Source organism: Streptomyces sp. NPDC101178, assembly GCF_044767965.1.
In the GTDB taxonomy this organism is placed as follows: domain Bacteria; phylum Actinomycetota; class Actinomycetes; order Streptomycetales; family Streptomycetaceae; genus Streptomyces.
Genome location: NZ_JBIWOZ010000004.1, coordinates 521,813 through 538,352 on the forward strand (window position 1 = coordinate 521,813; position 16,540 = coordinate 538,352).

General features: G+C 74.5%; 7 protein-coding genes, 1 tRNA gene and 1 pseudogene. 3 read left to right on the forward strand and 6 right to left on the reverse strand.

Annotated features, from left to right (window positions below):
* Window positions 1–181: 181 nt before the first annotated feature.
* The 4 genes and pseudogenes from ACIRR8_RS14680 to ACIRR8_RS14695 form a co-directional block, all read right to left on the reverse strand.
* Window positions 182–3,586, reverse strand: a pseudogene (locus ACIRR8_RS14680) (DUF5682 family protein); the annotation flags it as partial.
* A gap of 3 nt (window positions 3,587–3,589) precedes the next feature.
* Window positions 3,590–4,819 (reverse strand): AAA family ATPase, encoded by a 1,230-nt coding sequence (locus tag ACIRR8_RS14685; protein WP_404063730.1) that lies wholly within the window; start codon window positions 4,817–4,819, stop codon window positions 3,590–3,592.
* Entirely contained in the window at window positions 4,816–10,101 is a 5,286-nt protein-coding gene (locus ACIRR8_RS14690; RefSeq protein WP_404063733.1) for a hypothetical protein, read from the reverse strand. The genes ACIRR8_RS14685 and ACIRR8_RS14690 overlap by 4 nt, the downstream gene beginning before the upstream one ends.
* Window positions 10,098–10,958, reverse strand: a complete 861-nt coding sequence (locus tag ACIRR8_RS14695) for a DUF4132 domain-containing protein (protein WP_404063736.1) — start codon at window positions 10,956–10,958, stop codon at window positions 10,098–10,100. The genes ACIRR8_RS14690 and ACIRR8_RS14695 overlap by 4 nt, the downstream gene beginning before the upstream one ends.
* Window positions 10,959–11,316: 358 nt before the next feature.
* Here ACIRR8_RS14695 and ACIRR8_RS14700 point away from each other — a divergent pair, with 358 nt between their 5' ends.
* Window positions 11,317–13,908: a SpoIIE family protein phosphatase gene (locus tag ACIRR8_RS14700; protein ID WP_404063740.1), complete on the forward strand. Its 2,592-nt coding sequence runs from the start codon at window positions 11,317–11,319 to the stop codon at window positions 13,906–13,908.
* Between the two features lie 131 nt (window positions 13,909–14,039).
* Here the strand turns inward: ACIRR8_RS14700 and ACIRR8_RS14705 are convergent.
* Window positions 14,040–14,113: transfer RNA gene (locus tag ACIRR8_RS14705), tRNA-Pro, on the reverse strand.
* Window positions 14,114–14,240: 127 nt separating this feature from the next.
* Here ACIRR8_RS14705 and ACIRR8_RS14710 point away from each other — a divergent pair.
* Complete coding sequence (locus ACIRR8_RS14710; RefSeq protein WP_404063743.1) at window positions 14,241–14,960, forward strand: transketolase; 720 nt, start codon at window positions 14,241–14,243, stop codon at window positions 14,958–14,960.
* Between the two features lie 64 nt (window positions 14,961–15,024).
* Window positions 15,025–15,951 (forward strand): transketolase family protein, encoded by a 927-nt coding sequence (locus ACIRR8_RS14715; RefSeq protein ID WP_404063746.1) that lies wholly within the window; start codon window positions 15,025–15,027, stop codon window positions 15,949–15,951.
* Between the two features lie 39 nt (window positions 15,952–15,990).
* On the opposite strand, the gene ACIRR8_RS14720 is transcribed toward ACIRR8_RS14715, so the two are convergent.
* Window positions 15,991–16,401, reverse strand: a complete 411-nt coding sequence (locus tag ACIRR8_RS14720; protein ID WP_404063748.1) for an MmcQ/YjbR family DNA-binding protein — start codon at window positions 16,399–16,401, stop codon at window positions 15,991–15,993.
* Window positions 16,402–16,540: the final 139 nt, after the last annotated feature.

A 16,540-nucleotide genomic window follows, 5' to 3' on the forward strand; every position in this document is an offset into this window, starting at 1 on the left:
TGGTGCCGGTGAGGGCCGGCCGCAGCCGGGTGGCCAGCTGCCGGGTCAGTTCGTCGACCAGGCGGCGGACCAGCGGCCGGAGCGCCGCGAGGCGTGCCTCGGGGAGGCCGCCCGCGTAGCGCAGGACCGTGCGGAGCAGTTCTACGGAGGGGGCGGCTGCGGCCGGATCGAGCTCGGTGAGGACGTCCTGCCGGCCGGTCGCGGCAGCGGCGGCGAGGACTTCCTCACGGACGCCGGGGCCGAAGAGCGCGGCAAGCTCCTCGGACCACTCGCGCACACCGGGGAACGACGCCTCGCGACCGCCTCGGCCTCGGCCGGTCATGGGCAGGCCGCCACGGGAGCCCTCGCCGCGCCCCGCGCCGTACAGCTCGTCCAGGGCGGTGGCCAGGCGGGCGGCCCCGGGCGGCAGTTGGTCGGGGCGTCGGCCGAGGACGAGCCGCCACCGGTCGGTGGGGGCAAGGGTGTGGGCGGGGACAGGTCCGGTGGTGGATTCGGTTGTGGATTCGGGTGTGGGACCGGCGGCGTGTGCGGGGGCGGCTCCGGGACCGGGCGCCGAGGCGGTGCCAGTGGCAGCGGGGGCGCCGGTCTCGGGACCGGGCGCCGGGGCGGTGTCGGCGGCGTCCTCGGTCGTACGGGGACGAAGGCGCGCCGCGTCGGCCGGAGGCGGGGCGGTGACGGCGGAGGCCACCGGCGGGGGCGCGGCGGGAGCCGGCAGCTGAGGCACTGTGGTGGCGGTCGAGGGCGGGGGCCAATGGGTGTCGCCGGGCGGCGGGACAGGCAGCCCGAGGGCGGTCAGGAGGTCGCGGGCCGTCAGGTCGGCGACCGTGCGGCGCGCCAGCTCCGCCGGGTCGTCGACGCCGGCGAGGTCCACCCGCTCACCCAGGCGCTCCTCCACGGTGTCCAGCAGCCGGTCCCGGGCGGCCGGGCTCAGGGTGTCGAAGCCGCCGCGCAGAGCGGGCAGCCGGGACAGGAACGCGGTGTCGTCCACCTCGACGACCCGGTGCAGCAACGGGTCCAGGGCCGCGACGCCGACGGTCAGGAGCGGGCCAGCCGCCGTCAGGACGCCGGTGAGACGGGCGGTGAGGGCGGCCCGGGAGTGGCTGTCCACCGCCGCGTCCACCCAGGAGGCGACGCGTACCCCGAAGGTCTCGGCCTGCTCGTGGCCCGTGAGCACCCGGACCGCTCCGGCGGCCGCGGCGATCAGCGGGGTGCCGTCGGCGGCCAGCCGGGCGAGGGCGTCGGCGAGCCGGATGCCGCCCACCCGGTCGGCGCGCTGCGCCAGTTCGAGCAGCGCCCGGGCGTCCCCGGGTTCCTCGGAACCGGTGAGGCCGTCGACCTGGCGGACCGCCGCCGAGGTCAGCAGCTCCGCCGCGTTCGCGATGCGGGTGGAGAGGGGGGCGACGGCGTTCGAGGCCTTGGGGCGTGCCGGGTCATGGGGCGCTCCCGGGCCGGGCAGGTGGCCCGCGGCTACACGGTCCAGCAGGTCGAGTCCGGCGAGGAGTTCGGGAAGGGTCCCGCTCGCGGGGAGTACGGCCGCCAGTTCCGTCAGGCGCTCGTCGGCCAGGGCGGGGAGCCCGCACTCCACGGCATCCTTGAGGCCGCGTACGACCTGAGCGGACGTCGGGCCGCCCTCCGCGCGCTCGGCCGCGTGCCGTCCGCGCAGCACGCCCTCGGCCGCCTGGGCGGGAGTGACGCCGCGGGCTCCGGCCGCGGTGAGCATCGCGGCGGTGGCCGGGGTCCACCGCACCTGCCAGCGCGTCGTGAGTCCTTCCGAACCCGCCGCGCCGGTCACCTCCTGCTCCTGCGCGTAGGGGATGCCGCACACCGTCAGCCGGCGCAGCAGCAGTTCGCGACGCCCGTCCAGGCCCGAGCGGGCCGGGTCGAGCCGGAGGTCGCGCGGGGTCTTCTCGTACGTGTCCGCCGGGCCGGGGAGGGACAGTGCCTCGGTCTCGGCCTCCACGGCGGGGCCGAGGCCGCTGCGGGGAGCGGCGGGCGCGGGGCGTCCGGTACGGGTGCCGACGAGGACGCGTTCGAGCGCGTGGGCGACCGCGCGGCCCGTGCCGTACGTCTCGCCCCGGCCGAGCACCGTCTGCACCGCCTCCAGGAGTTCGCCTCGGCCGGGGGCGGGCAGGTCGCGCAGCCGGGCCAGGTCTCCGGCGACCCGGACGACCTCCCGGCCGTCCGCAGGGCCGTAGGGATGGCCCTGTTCACGCAGGGCGGCGCAGACGCGGACCGCGGCGCGGATCAACGCCTCGTGCAGCGCGTCCGGGTCCCCGGCGGCGTCCAGGACGGTGTGCTGCCACTCGGGATCCCGGATGCCGGCCGGGTAGCCGGAGCGGGAGTCGAGCAGGGGGTAGGTGTACGGGATGAGAGAGACGGTGCAGGCCGCGGCTCCCGTCAAACCCGCGCCGGGCTCGGGCGCTGGGGTGTCGGGTACCTCAACGGGGGCGTACGGAGTGCCTGTGGCGGCGCTCGGTACGTCCGTGGCGGCGCTCGGTACGTCCGCAAGGGCGTACGTTGCGCCCGCAGGAGCATCGGAAGCCTCAGGCGCGTCCGGTGCAGCCGGGGCCGTCGCCGCCCCAGCGGTCGGTGTCAGCAGCGCCGGGGTGTGGAAGGCGCCCACCACCACGGCGGGCCGCCGCCCCTCCGCCAGGGCCTTGGCGATGTGCTCGCGCATACACGCCTCGCGCACCAGGTCGGTGCCGTCCACGCCGTGCCGCGCCTCGGCCTCGTACCGCAGTGCCCAGCCGGTGAGCAGGGCGGCGCGGCGGAGCGCCTCGGGTGGGGAGCCGGGTGCCGGGGCCTCCACCAGGCGGTCCCACAGGTCGTCGCCGTCGCGGCCGGTGAGCCGGGTCCGGAGCGCGGCGGACAGTCCCTGCCCGACCCCGTGGCGGCCCTCCCCCGGTACCGGCGCGGGCGCCTCCCGGCCGCCCCGCGCCCAGGCCCGGTCGGCGAGCGGGAGGTCGCAGGCCACGGCCGGGACCCCGTTGCGGGCCGCCCAGCGCAGGGCGACCAGTTCGGGCGAGAAGTCCGCGAACGGGTAGAAGGCGGGCCCCTGTTCGCCGCCCGTGCAGAGGCCGTCGGCAGGCACGGCGGCCAGCGCCACCGGGGCCACGGTCTCCTCGTGGGCGAGCCAGCCCAGCCAGGGCTGGAACTCTGCGGGCAGTTCGACGAGCAGGACATCGGGGGCCGCCGCGTCCAGCAGAGCCGGGACGGCGGCCGCGAGGGAGGGCGCGTGGTGGCGTACTCCGATCAGGAACGGCAGCACGGGCCCGTCCGCCGCGAGCGCCGCCACCGCGGCCTCCGGGGTGGTGGGCCCGGCCGCGGGGATCTGCCGCGGGACAGCGGCCGACGCCTCGGCGGCCGGCCGCATCGCCCCACCGGCGGCCGTCGGCTCCTCGGCAGCGGGGGCCCGGCCCCCGGGGGTGGTCGTCCGGTTCTCGGCGGCGGCCGCCCACTGATCGGGGGCGGAGGCCCCCGTCTCGTTATCAGGGGCGGAGGCCCCCGTCTCGTTATCAGGGGCGGGGGCCACCGCCTCGCTCTCAGGGGCGGTGGCCCCCGTCTTGGGAGTGGTCGACTGGCTCATCCGTCAGTTCTCCAGCACCGCGCGCAGGTCCCACAGAGCGCGCCAGGTGGCCGACCCCTGCTCGGCGCGCCTGCGCACCGGGCCGTCCCAGTACCCCAGCAGCCGTGCCGCGTCGGCCGGATCGTCCTTGCGGACCACTCCGAGCAGATGGCCGGGCAGGAGGGAGAGCACATCCCGGTCGCCCGGGAAGTAGGCGGCGGCCAGGGCGAGGGAGCCCGCTACGGAGACGGCCTCCGCCGTGCTCATCACCGTGGAAGGGCGCTCCACCTCCCACCCCTCCGTGGAGCGGCCCTCGCGCAGGTCCCGGAAGGCGGTGACCAGTGCTTCGAGGACCGCGTCGTCCACCTGGTAGGCGGCGCCCGCGCGCTCCACCGCGGCGCGCGACTGGCTGCGGACGAGCGCGGTCTCGGCGTCCACGTCACCGATCGGGCCGACCGTCTCGAAGTTGAAGCGCCGCTTCAGCGCGGCCGACATCTCCGAGACGCCCCTGTCCCGCAGGTTGGCGGTGGCGATGAGGGTGAAGCCGGGGGCCGCGTGGACCTGGGCGCCCTCGCCGCCCGCGAGTTCGGGGACCGCGATCCGCCGTTCGGACAGCAGGGACACCAGAGCGTCCTGGACCTCGGGCAGGCAGCGGGTGACCTCCTCGACCCGGGCGACCGCTCCCCGGGTCATGGCGGTGAGCACCGGTGAGGGCACGAGCGCCTCCTCGGTGGGGCCCTGGGCGAGCAGCAGCGCGTAGTTCCAGCCGTACTTGAGCTGGTCCTCCGTGGTGCCCGCGGTGCCCTGCACGGTGAGCGCGCTGGTACCGCAGACGGCCGCCGAGAGCAGCTCGGAGAGCATCGACTTGGCGGTGCCGGGCTCGCCCACGAGGAGGAGTCCGCGCTCGCCGGCGAGGGTGACCACGCACCGTTCGACCAGGGCGCGTTCGCCGACGAACTTCTGCTCGATCACCAGACGGCTCGGCACTCCTTCGTCCGGCCGGACGCCCTTGGGCAGGCCCAGCGCCTCCCCCGCGCTGCCCGTCACGAAGGTGACGACGGCACGCGGCGTGAGCCGCCAGCCGGGCGGGCGCGGGCCGGTGTCGTGGGCGGCGAGGAAGGCCAGCTCGGTGGCGTACCGGTCCTCGGGCGGGGTGACCTGGCGGTGCCCCGGGCCAGGCGCCGCCGCCTGCTCCGGGACGCCTTCAGCGGTGTCCCTGTCGCTACGGCTTGTTGTGGTGGTGTCGCTCGTCATCGGCGGCGGCCCTTCCGGGGTGCGCGGGTGTTCAGTTCTTCGAAGGCGGGGGCGTCGCCGCCGCGGACCCGTGCCCAGGCCGCTGCGAACAGCACGGGCACGGGGAGGTGGGGCATGGTGCGAACCGCGCCGGCCACCGGGTACAGGCCTTCCTTCCATGCCTCCAGCGGCAGCGCCGGGGCATTGCGCTCCAGCCAGCCGCAGGGCAGGAACAGGGTGCGGCCGGCCCGGGAGCGCTTCGCCTCCAGGACGAGGCCGGTGGCGGCGAGCTCGGCCCGGGCCTTCTTGACACGGGCCGGCTTCCACTCCGTCCACCGGACGCAGTTGCGGTCGGTCGGGTCGGGCAGGGTGAGCAGCATCAGGTAGAGGGAGGCGGCGTCCGCGCTCAGGCCGAGCGTCTCGGCGACCTCTTCCACCAGCTCCGGCACCGCACGGGCCGGGTCCTGTGCCGGGTGGTGCGGCGAGCCGTCGGAGCCCGTACGTCCCTCCGGCAGCCCCGCCGAGACCAGCACCTCCATCTCCTCGCCCAGCAGGGCACGCAGGGCGAGGAGGTCGCCGGTGGCGTGCGCGGCGACCGTGCCCTCGATGAGGCCGAAGGCCGGGTCGTCGGGGCCCATCAGACCGGCCGGGCGGATCAGCAGCGTCTCGTTGTTGCCGTGGCCGGGCGCGAGGAGCAGCGCCGTGCCGGCCCGGACCAGCCCGTCGGCGTCCGCCCCGCCGGACTCGGGGAGCCCGAGCGCGGCGCGGATCGGGGCGCCGATCGGCTGGCCCGACTCCGTCCAGTTCAGGCCGAGGTCCAGCACCAGGACCGGGTCGGCGAGGCGGTCGCGCAGGGCCGCGAGCCCGGTGGGCAGGTGGGCCCGCAGGGGGTGTCCGTACGGCAGGGTGTAGGCGAGGGTGCGCAGCGCGGTGAGGGCGGAGGCGACCGAACCCCGCGCGACGACCCGGCGCAGGCCCGGTCGGCCTGTCCCGTCGGGGACGTCGACGCCGTGGCTGAGCCAGCTCCGGGAGCCCGCGTTGAGGACCAGGTCGACGGAGCCGGCGTTGGTGCCCGACAGGTCGAGGTCCAGCTCCTCGGGGACGCGGACGAGGGAGGCCAGGTGCTCCCGCCAGACCTCGGTGGCGGCCCGGACGTCGGGGCCCGTGGTCCACAGCTCGGCCGGGTCCGTGGGCAGCAGCGCGCGGACCAGTGCGTAGCGGTCGTCGCCGGGCAGGGCGTCCAGTCTGGCCTGGGCCGCTTCGAAGGCCCGGGTCTTGGCGCCGAGCAGGGCGAGAGCATCGGCTCCGGGCTCCGCGACGGCGGCCGACAGCAGGGCGACGGCCTGGAGCGGTCCGATCCCGGTGGCGGTGTGGAACGCCTCGGCGGCCTCGGGGCGCCAGGGCGCGGGGCCCCCCTCCCGCACCAGCGCGGTGAGCCGGGTCAGGCGGTCGCGGGCGATGTCCTGTCGGTGGACGTGCTCGCGGTCCAGGGTGAAGCCGGGTACGGGTCCGAAGGCGCCGGTCGGGTCGTGGTCCACGGCCAGCCAGCGGGCCGCGTCGCTCCGGTCGTTCCGGCCACGCTCGGCGATGACCACCACCGTACGGGCGCCCTTGCGCAGCACCTGGCCCATGCGGTGCACGGCTTCGGGGCGTCCCTGCCGGCCGGGCGTGCTGCCGTGCGGCTCGATGAGCTCCACCTGCCGGACGGTGCCCGCCGGGTCGGCCAGCGGGCCTGCGGCGAGGGCCTCCAGCAGCACCAGGAGCCCGGCACGGTGCTCGGGAGAGGTGGCCGGAGAGGCGGCCCGGTAGGCGAGTTCGGGCAGCTTGTCGAGGAGGGAGGTCCAGGACATGGAGCCGCCGGGCACGGTGAACTCGTCGCGCTGCCAGCCGTCGACGGGCGGGAAGGGGACCTTGGATGGCACGGGCGGGCCGAACGCCGGTTCACCGCAGAGGACATGGTTGACGGCGAGGATCTGGTGGAGGGTGGTCCATCGGCCGCCGCCTCCCCACCAGCCGCCGTAGATGCGGTCGGAGCCGAAGGCGGTGGCGTCCCGCAGAGTCGAGTCGTCGGCGTGCTCGGGGGTGTGGTCGAAGAACATGCCCTGGGTACGCGCGGTGTTCCTGGGGGTGGCCGGCTGGGCGGGCTCGGGCGGATCCAGGTACCGGACGGCCGCGACGGCCCGGTCCACCGCGTTGCGGACGAGGGCGGTCACGCCGGCGAGGAGGCGTACGTCGGAGACCTCGGGCAGGATCCGGGCGACGGCCTCCTGGCTCAGCTCACGCGACGAGGGCCCGGTGTACTCCTCGACGGCCCGGAACGCCTCCAGGTGCCGGGTGACCGCGGCGGCGACCTCCTTGATCAGCTCCTCGGCCCGGGAGTCGGTCATGGCCCGCAGGGCGGCGGAGCCGCGCTCATCCCTGGAGCGCAGTGCGTGCCAGTAGGCGACGGGCGGCACATAGGGGGTGCCCGCAGCGTCGTTGCCGCCGGAGGAGTCGGGGGTGACGGACCACAGGTTGCCGCCGGTGCCGTCGGTGTCCGCCGGGTGGGCTTCCACGGAGCGGTGGTGCAGGGCCATGACCGGCAGCGATCCGCCGGGCAGAGCGAGCGCGCCGAGGGGCACCGGGGCGCAGTCGGCGTCACACATCGGGTACGGCAGGGTCGCCGTGCGGCCGTCGGGTGTGCCGGCCACGATCCGGTGGCCGTCGGCGGGGGCGGCGGTGCCGGGCTCGGAGACCGTACGGCGGACCCAGCGGCCCAGGACCGTGCCGTCCGTGCCGAACGGGCTGGTCTCCAGGCCGGGCTGGAGGGGCAGCACCTGGCAGTGCTCGGTGAGCAGCCGGGTGCCGTCCTGGACGCCGGTGCGGAGGAAGGCGGGCAGGGAGGCGCGGCCGTGCGTGCCGGTGGTGGGGTCGTACTCCAGCCATACGCGCTGGCGGCCCTGGTGCCCGTCGCGCCAGAGGCCGGTGCCGTCGCCGATGACGGCGCGCTGCGGCGGGAGGGAGGTGTCGCCCGCGTGCAGGGCCTTGCCGCCGGTGGCGCGGCCGCCGCCGGGCAGCGGCAGGCAGACCTCGTCGGAGGCACTGGAGCCGCCCCAGCGGGGGATCTGCTCGCCGCAGACGGTGAACACCTCGGCGGGGCGGTGCGACCAGTAGCCGCGCTGCTTGCCGTCCTCCCACCAGACGACCAGCAACTCGCCGTCGACGTAACGGAAGGCGGAGGTCCGCCAGTGGTCGACGGTGGCGGGCAGCCGCAGGGTGTGGCGCAGCAGGACGCCCTCGGGGCCGACCACGACGGCGCGTTCGAGGGTGTTCAGGATCAGCGCGGGCCAGGCGCCGGTGACGCCGACGCGATCCGAACGGTGGTGGCGGTTGCGTGCGGAGGCCGCGGCCGCTTCGGCGGCGAGTTCGGCGTAGGTCTCGTCAAGGGCGGGCCAGCCCAGCTCGTCGAGGATGCCGGTACGCAGGGTGGCGGCGAGCAGGGGCACCACGTCGTGGGCTTCGAGGAGCCGCACCGCCTCGGGGGCGACCTCGGCGGCCACGGCGCGGAATCCCGAGAGCTTGTTGAGGGCGGTCTGCATTCCGGGGAGCCCCCGGGCTGCGGTGTACTCCTCGGCGCGGGCGGTCAGCCACTCGCGCAGGACGCCGGAGAGCACCGGGTGCGCGGCCATCCTGGCCATGCCGGCGTCGCTCAGCCGCTGGCCGCGCCCGCCGCCGAGCTCGCCGATGGTCCGGCTCAACAGGGCCCGGAAGACGGGGCGCTGGGCGAGGGCGGCGAGGTCCCGGGCGCCGGGCTCGGTGTCGGACAGCCAGCGGCCGAGGGCGAAGCCCGGGGGCTGTGTGGCGCCCGGATCCTCCTCGTCCGGTTCGGCGACCGGGATGCCGGAGGCCAGGCAGAGGTCGAGGATGTCCAGGTCGGCGGTGCGCTGCCAGCGGCCCTGGAACAGCTCGACGGGGCGTCCGTCGGCACGCAGCCGGTCCGCCGCGCGGGCTACCAGGGCGAGGGTCTCGCGGCTGCGGTCGGCGGTGGCCGAGGAGCGTCGACGGTGCGCCTCCCAGCGGGCGAGCCAGTCGGCCGGGGAGACGGACGGCACGTCCTCGCCGAAGGCGGCGGGAGCGGCGGCAGCGGAGGGGCCGTCGGACGCGCCGGGGCCGCGGGAGTTCCCGGAGGCACCGGGGAGGGCCGTGAGCAGCTCCTCCGCACCCGACTCGGCCAGCAGCGCGAGCCAGCCGCGCTCGCCGTCCGCGTCCCGGCCGCCGTTCTCGGTGAAGGTCTCCGGGAAGAAGCCGAGCAGCCGGGCGCGCACGGCCGCATCCCGGTGGGCGAGGGCGACGACGGCGGGGCGGTAGGCCGTCCAGAACGAGGCGGGCGCGCGGACGACTCCAGGAGAGCCGATCAGGTCGGCCACCAGGTCACGTTCGGCGCTCTCGCGGTCCAGCCCGGCGGCCTTGACCAGGGCACGCACATCCTGAGGCAGCGCGGCATAGGGCGGCATGCCCGCGGCGCAACGCTCGACCAGCAGACGGCGGAACTGCGCCCAGGCGTCCGCCGGGTCGAGCCGGGCCACCAGGTCCCGCACATACTGCCGCAGCGCCTTGACGGTCAGCGCGCCGGCGAAGGCGAACTCCAGGAAGACGGCCCGTTGCCGGTCCTCGTCCACGACGAGGCCGTGGACGCGCTCGGCCTCACGGGCCTTGCCGAAGAACGAAGCGGCGTAGGTGGTGTTCTCCGCCTGGAGGAAGAGGCGGGCGACCTGCTCGTAGTAGGTGGGGAGGAAGTGGGGCACGGCCCGGCCGAGCCGGGTGCCGAGATCGTCGAAGCCCTCCTTGGCGGCACCGGCGCGGGTCCTGGCCTGCCGGCCCAGCCGCTCGATGTCCTTGACCAGCGCCAGGGCGTGGTGCCCGTTGGCCGGGTCGTTGACCAGCGCCCAGGCGGGGAAGCCCAGCGTCTCGCGGCGGACCTGGCCGACGACGGGAGCATCGGCGGTCCTGGCCAGGCCGAGGAACTCCAGCGCCAGGTCCTCGGCTTCGCCGAGGGTGCCGGGCACGAGGCGGACCACGGGGCGGTCGCCGAAGGCGGTGTGCGTGTAGGTGCGGGCGGTCAGCGCGTCGGCGTCGTCCCGGTCGGTGGTACCGGCCGGGAGGATGGCGCCCGCTTCCAACAGGGCCGCGGCGCGGGCCTCGGCGGCGGGGGTTTCCGCGGTACGGCCACGGGCCTGGGCGGGCAGCGCCGCCGCGCCCACCACCGCATCGGTGTCGGTGTTCGCCTTGCTGTTCACGTCGGTGTTCGTCGTCGTGGTGCTCATGCCGCCCGCTCCTCGTCCTCCACGTCGCGGCCGGCGTAGAGCGCCGCCGCCATGCGCATGCCCTCGGACCACGCGACAGGGCCGACCTCGGCGGCCGTCAGCGCGCGCCCCGAGGGGTCGGTCCAGCCCAGGGGGCCCGTCTCGGTGTCGTACGCGTCGTATCCGTCGTGTTCACCGATCCAGATGCGGGCCTCGACGGTGACGCCGTCCTCGACGACCGGGCAGACCGCGTATCCGCCGCGCGACCGGTAGCCGAGCTGGGTGACGCGGCCGTGCAGGAACCGCAGTTCCTTGAAGACGCCACCGGCGTAGGTGTCCACGGAGACGGTGTCCGGGGCGAGGCCCGGCGGCCGGCGCCACACCTCGCGGAACAGCTGCTCGACCTGCTGGCTCACCTCCAGCTCGACCGCGAACTCCCTCAGGTCGTCCAGGTCGTCGAGGAGGACGGGGTGCGGCACGCTCACCACGTCCGGGGTGATGCGGACCGTGTCGCCGTCCAGGTCCACGAGGCCGAGGCCGCGGTCGGGGTCGACATCGCGCAGGAATCCGGCGACCCCGCCGTCCGCGCCGGTGACCACCACGTCCCGCAGGGCCGCCTGCCACGCCGGGTCGGGCCAGACGCCGGCGAGGACGGCGGTGGGGACGGGCAGCGAGCGCACCATCCACTGCTCGACGTCGGTCCGGCACCGGAGTTCGTGCCGCTCCAGCCACTCGGTGAGCTGCCGCAGCCCGACGACCGCGGGGTCTTCCTTCAGTTTGGCCGGTACGGACTTCAGCCGCCGGCCCTTCCCGTTGCGGCAGACCACCTTGCCTGCCTCCAGGGCGACTTCGTAGTCGCCCGCAGGTACCCACCCCATGCGCTGTTCTCCCCGTGTTCCGTACGACGCCGCCGAGCGGCGGCACGCTGATGAGACCCGACGACGGCAACGCACCGTGACGAGTGAAAGAGACTCTAAGCGGCGCCACTGACAATGCGGCCGGGCCCTGTCCACTTGCTCCTCGGCCGGAGCACGCCCCGCCCCGCCGCGCCCCCTACGGAGCGAAAACCCTGCGAGGCGTCCCCGATACGTACGGTGAGCACCAGAAGACCTGGCCGCAGGGAGGTGCTACAACTGGGGTTGTGAGCCCGTCTTGCCTCTCATCTCCGGCGTGCCGGTGCGGTTGAGCCCAGGCAGAAGATCCGGAAGCGTCGCCAGGCAGGTATTCGTCCTTCAGGTGGCGATCGTGGTGCTGCTCGCCGCCGGGGCCTTGCTGGCCCTGGTGCTGCAGTCGCGGCACGACATCGACCGAGAGGCGCGCAACCGGTCGGTCTCCGTGGCACAGACCTTCGCGAAGTCCCTGGGCCTACGGGAAGCACTGAAGGCGCCGGACCCGTCCCTGGTTCTGCAGCCTCTCGCCGAAGAGACGCGCAAGGCCGCAGGGGTGGACTTCATCGTGGTGATGGACACCCGGGGCATCCGCTACAGCCACCCGCAACCCGATCGCATCGGCAAGCGGTTCGTCGGCACGATCGAGCCCTCGCTCGCCGGCCGGGTGCACACGGAGAGCGTGCAGGGGCCGCTCGGCAGGGAGATCCAGGCGATCGTGCCGGTCACCTCGCCCGAGGGCGAGGTCGTCGCCCTCGTCTCGGCGGGGCTGACGGTGAAGAGCGTGACCGGCATCGCCGACGAACAGCTTCCGGTCATCCTCCTGTCCATCGCCGGCGGTCTGGCGGTGGCCACCGTCGGCTCGGCGCTGATCAGCCGAAGACTCCGCCGCCAGACCCACGGGCTCGGCACGCAGGAGATGACCCGCATGTACGAGCACCACGACGCGGTGCTCCACGCCGTCCGCGAAGGGGTGCTGATCACCGACGGCGATGGACGGCTGCTCCTGGCGAACGACGAGGCAGGACGACTGCTCGACCTGCCGGACGATGCCGAGGGACGCCCCGTCGACGAGGTCGGCATGGACCGCCGGATGGCGGACCTCCTGCTGTCCGGCCGGATCGCCACCGACGAGGTGCTGGAGGCCGGGGACCGGCTGCTCGTCGTCAATCAGCGGCCCACCCACCCCGGGGGCCGCCCGCAGGGCTCGGCGGTCACCATCCGCGACTCCACCGAGATGCGGCTCCTGAGCAGCCGGGCGGAAACGGCCCGGAAACGGCTCAAGCTGCTGTACGACGCCGGGGGTGACATCGGCACCACGCTCGACGTGGTGCGGACCGCGGAGGAGCTGGCCGCCGTCGCCGTCCCCCGGTTCGCGGACTTCGTGACGGTCGACCTGGCCGATCCGGTACTGAACGGCGACGAGCCCGGCCCGGGCGCCGACATGCGGCGCACGGCGGTCAACGGCATCCGTTCCGATCACCCGCTGTACCCGCTGGGCGCTCTGATCGACTTCCTGCCGTCCACGCCGCAGGCCCGCGGTTACGGCACGGGCGCGGTCGAACTCGTACCGGATCTGCGTGACGCGCCGGGCTGGCACGCCCAGGACCCGGACCGGACATCGGCGATCGTCGCCTACGGGATCCACTCGCTCATCGCCGCTCCCCTCAAGGCCAGGGGCGTCGTGCTGGGGGTGGCCAACTTCTGGCGGTGGCAGAAGCCGGAACCGTTCGACGAGGACGACCTGTCCTTGGCGGAGGAGCTCGTCGGCCGTGCCGCGGTCGCCATGGACAACGCCCGCCGCTACACGCGTGAACACCATCTCGCCGTGACGCTCCAGCGCAGCCTGCTGCCACGGGACCTGCCCGAGCAGAGTGCCGTGGATGTCGCGCATTTCTACCAGCCCGCCCAGTCCGGAGTGGGCGGGGACTGGTTCGACGTGATCCCGCTGCCGGGAAGCCGCGTAGGGCTCGTCGTCGGAGACGTCGTCGGGCACGGTCTGCACGCCGCCGCCACCATGGGGCGGCTGCGCACGGCCGTGCACAACTTCTCCTCCCTGGACCTGCCGCCCGACGAACTCCTCGCTCGTCTCGACGACCTCGTCCAGCGCATGGACCAGGAGGGCGACAGCGCCGACCCCGACGGCGGCGTCCTGGGCGCGACCTGCCTGTACGCCGTCTACGACCCGGTCTCCCAGAACTGCACCATGGCCCGGGCCGGGCACATGCCACCGCTCGTGGTCGCCCCGGACGGCACGGCGACGATCACGGAGCTGCCGGCCGGCCCGCCGCTGGGGCTGGGAGGGATGCCGTTCGAGACCATGGAACTGCACCTGGCGGAAGGCAGCCAGCTCGTCCTGTACACCGACGGGCTGGTCGAGGAGCGGAGCCGCGACATCTCAGAGGGTCTGGAGAAGCTGCGTACGGCATTGAGCCACCCCGGCCGGGACCCGGACGCCGGCCGCCGCGCCGTACTCGACGCCTTGCTCCCCGATCAGCCGTCCGACGACATCGCGCTGCTCATCGCCCGGACACGCACCCTGGGGGCCGACCGGGTCGCCCAGTGGGACGTCCCGTTCGACCCGAGCGAGGTCGGCGCCATGCGCGGCCGCGCGGCCGCGCAGCTGGAGGAGTGGGGGCTGGAGGAACTCGTCTTCAGCACGGAGCTGATCCTCAGCGAACTCATCACCAACGCCATAAGGTACGGCGCGGCGCCGGTTCACCTGCGTCTTCTGCATGATCGCACCCTGACCTGCGAGGTGTGGGACAGCAGCAGTACCGCCCCGCACCTGCGGTACGCGGCCGGCATGGACGAGGGAGGCCGCGGGCTGTTCCTGGTGGCACAGATCAGCGAGCGCTGGGGCACTCGGTATACACCCGAAGGCAAGGTCATCTGGGCCGAACAGATACTCCCCGCCGACGACAAGCCCTGGGGTGCGTAGCCCCGGATCCTCCCCTGGGGTGCGTGGCCTCCGGGCGCGGGACCGACACGGGGACCCTCACCCGCCGACACGCACGAAAAGCCGCCCTCTCACGGATGAGAGAACGGCCTCCGACCTGCGTTTCCGCACAGTCGGGACGACAGGATTTGAACCTGCGACCCCTTGACCCCCAGTCAAGTGCGCTACCAAGCTGCGCCACGTCCCGATGCCCGCCTGACCTGGGGTTTCCCCTTGGCCGAACGCGCATGAGAACAATACCGCACTTGCACAGGTGGTCACGAACCCGTTTCCCGCTTGACCTCAACCTTGGTCGAGGGTGAACGCTCGGCTCCATGACGAACACGACCGCCGCACCCGTACGCGGGCTCCGCGACCTCCCTGATTTCACAGACGTCAGCCGCCTGATCGCCCTCATGACCGGCGCCGAGAAGCACGCCCCCGCCGCGCATTCCACGACGGACGCGCTCTGGGTGCTCTACGACAGGGTGCTGCGCGTGACGCCGGCCACCGTCGACGATCCCGGGCGCGACCGCTTCCTCCTCTCCAAGGGGCACGGCCCCATGGCGTACTACGCGGTTCTGGCGGCTCACGGGTTCTTCGACGCGGAGGTGCTGCGCGGCTTCGGATCGTACGCATCTCCGCTCGGCCACCATCCGGACCGGCTGCTCGTCCCGGGTGCGGAGATCGGCAGCGGCTCACTGGGTCACGGTCTGCCGCTGGCCGTCGGGACCGTCCTCGGGCTGCGGGCCCAGGGTCTCACCGATCCGCGGGTCTGGGTGCTGGTCGGCGATGCCGAGCTGGACGAGGGCAGCAACCACGAGGCCATCGCCCACGCCGGACCGGCCGGGCTGGAGCAGCTGCACACGCTGGTGATCGACAACGCCTCCGCCACGCACGGCTGGCCCGGTGGTATCGCCTCCCGGTTCGCGGCCGCCGGATGGTCGGCGGCGACGGTGGACGGCCGCGACCACGAAGCCCTGTACGCGGCGTTCACCGCACCCCACCCCGGCCGGCCCCGCGCCGTGGTCGCCCAGGTCGAACCCAAGAGCTGATCCCGCCCCCGTAAACCCTGATCCGGCCGGTCCGTGACCGGCGCATCCTCCGGAGGACTCCTTCATGGACACCATGCGTGACCGCTTCATCGCCACCGCCTCACAGCTCCTGGACGAGGAGCCCCGGCTGGCCGTCGTGCTCGCCGACATCAGCGCCGACGGCTTCGCCCCGGCCCGACGGGCCCACCCGGACCGGGTGATCAACGTCGGGATCAGGGAGCAGCTGCTGATCGGAGCCGGTGCGGGGATGGCGCTGACCGGGATGCGGCCGATCGTGCACACCTTCGCCAGCTTCCTGGTGGAGCGGCCGTTCGAGCAGGTCAAGCTGGACTTCGGGCACCAAGGCGTGGGCGGGATCCTGGTCAGCGCCGGGGGCTCGTACGACTGGCCCGCCGGCGGCTTCACCCATATGGCGCCGGGCGATGTGGCGCTGCTGGACACGCTGGAGGGCTGGACGGTCCAGGTGCCGGGCCACCCCGACGAGGCCGAGGCGCTGCTGCGGGCAGCGGTGGACGGCGATGACCGCGTGTACGTACGCCTCTCCCTCCAGGCGAACCGGGCCGCACGGCCGGTCGGCGGCTCCGGCGGGTTCTCCGTCGTACGGGAAGGGCGGCGCGGGACCGTCGTCGCGGTCGGCCCGATGCTCGACGACGTCCTCGCGGCCACCGAGGGGCTGGACGTGAGCGTGCTGTACGCGACGACCGTGCGGCCGTTCGACGCGGCGGGGCTGCGCCGTGCCGTCGGGGCGGGTCCGGGCGCCGATGCGGGTGCGAGGCCGAGCGCCGATGTGGTGATCGTGGAGCCCTATCTGGCCGGCACCTCGACGGCCGCCGCGAACGAGGCGCTCATGGAGCTGCCCCACCGCGTCCTCGGCCTCGGCGTGGGCCGCGCCGAGCTGCGCCGGTACGGGCAGATGGACGAGCACCTGGCGGCGCACGGGCTCGACGCGCGCGGGCTGCGCGAGCGGATCACCGGGTTTCTGCGGGGCTGAGGCCTCCGGAGGCCGGAGGCTCGGTGGAACCCGGCCCCCTCACTCCTCCCCCGACTCCCCCGTCCCCTCCAGCTCCGGGTGCGCCGCCAGCAGCCGGCGCGGGGCGACCTGGCGCCAGGCGTCGGTGAGGATGGCGGCGAGCTCCTCGGCGTCCTCCAGCGCGGCCAGCCGGACGCGTAGCCAGGCGTAATGATCGTCGTGCCCCTCCCTCAGGAAGAACTTCTCCGGCTCGGTGGCGATCAGCTCCGCGCGGTCCTCCTTGGGGCACTTCACCCCCATCGCCGTGTCGTCGTCACCGAGCGAGGCGAAGATCTTGCCCGCCACCCGGAAGGTGGGCTGCCCCCAGGCGAGCTTCTCGCCGGTGTCGGGCAGCGAGAGCGCGGCCGAGCGCACATCGGCGGCGGTGAGAGGGGTGGTGGCGCTGTCGCTCCTGGGTTCTCCGGCCGTCATCCCGCATCTCCGATCGGTCGAATCCCGGCGGCCTTGCCGGGATCCGACCGTAACGCGCGGGACCGGCATCCACCCCCGGACCGGCACCCGATGCCGGACCGACACCCGGCCCCGACCTGGCATCCACCCGCAGACCGCC

What these genes read in the sequence shown, in the direction of transcription:
- ACIRR8_RS14685 (WP_404063730.1), bottom strand. Translation starts at nt 4,819, where the DNA reads ATGACGAGCGACACCACCACAACAAGCCGTAGCGACAGGGACACCGCT.
- ACIRR8_RS14690 (WP_404063733.1), bottom strand. Translation starts at nt 10,101, where the DNA reads ATGAGCACCACGACGACGAACACCGACGTGAACAGCAAGGCGAACACC.
- ACIRR8_RS14695 (WP_404063736.1), bottom strand. Translation starts at nt 10,958, where the DNA reads ATGGGGTGGGTACCTGCGGGCGACTACGAAGTCGCCCTGGAGGCAGGC.
- ACIRR8_RS14710 (WP_404063743.1), top strand. Translation starts at nt 14,241, where the DNA reads ATGACGAACACGACCGCCGCACCCGTACGCGGGCTCCGCGACCTCCCT.
- ACIRR8_RS14715 (WP_404063746.1), top strand. Translation starts at nt 15,025, where the DNA reads ATGGACACCATGCGTGACCGCTTCATCGCCACCGCCTCACAGCTCCTG.
- ACIRR8_RS14720 (WP_404063748.1), bottom strand. Translation starts at nt 16,401, where the DNA reads ATGACGGCCGGAGAACCCAGGAGCGACAGCGCCACCACCCCTCTCACC.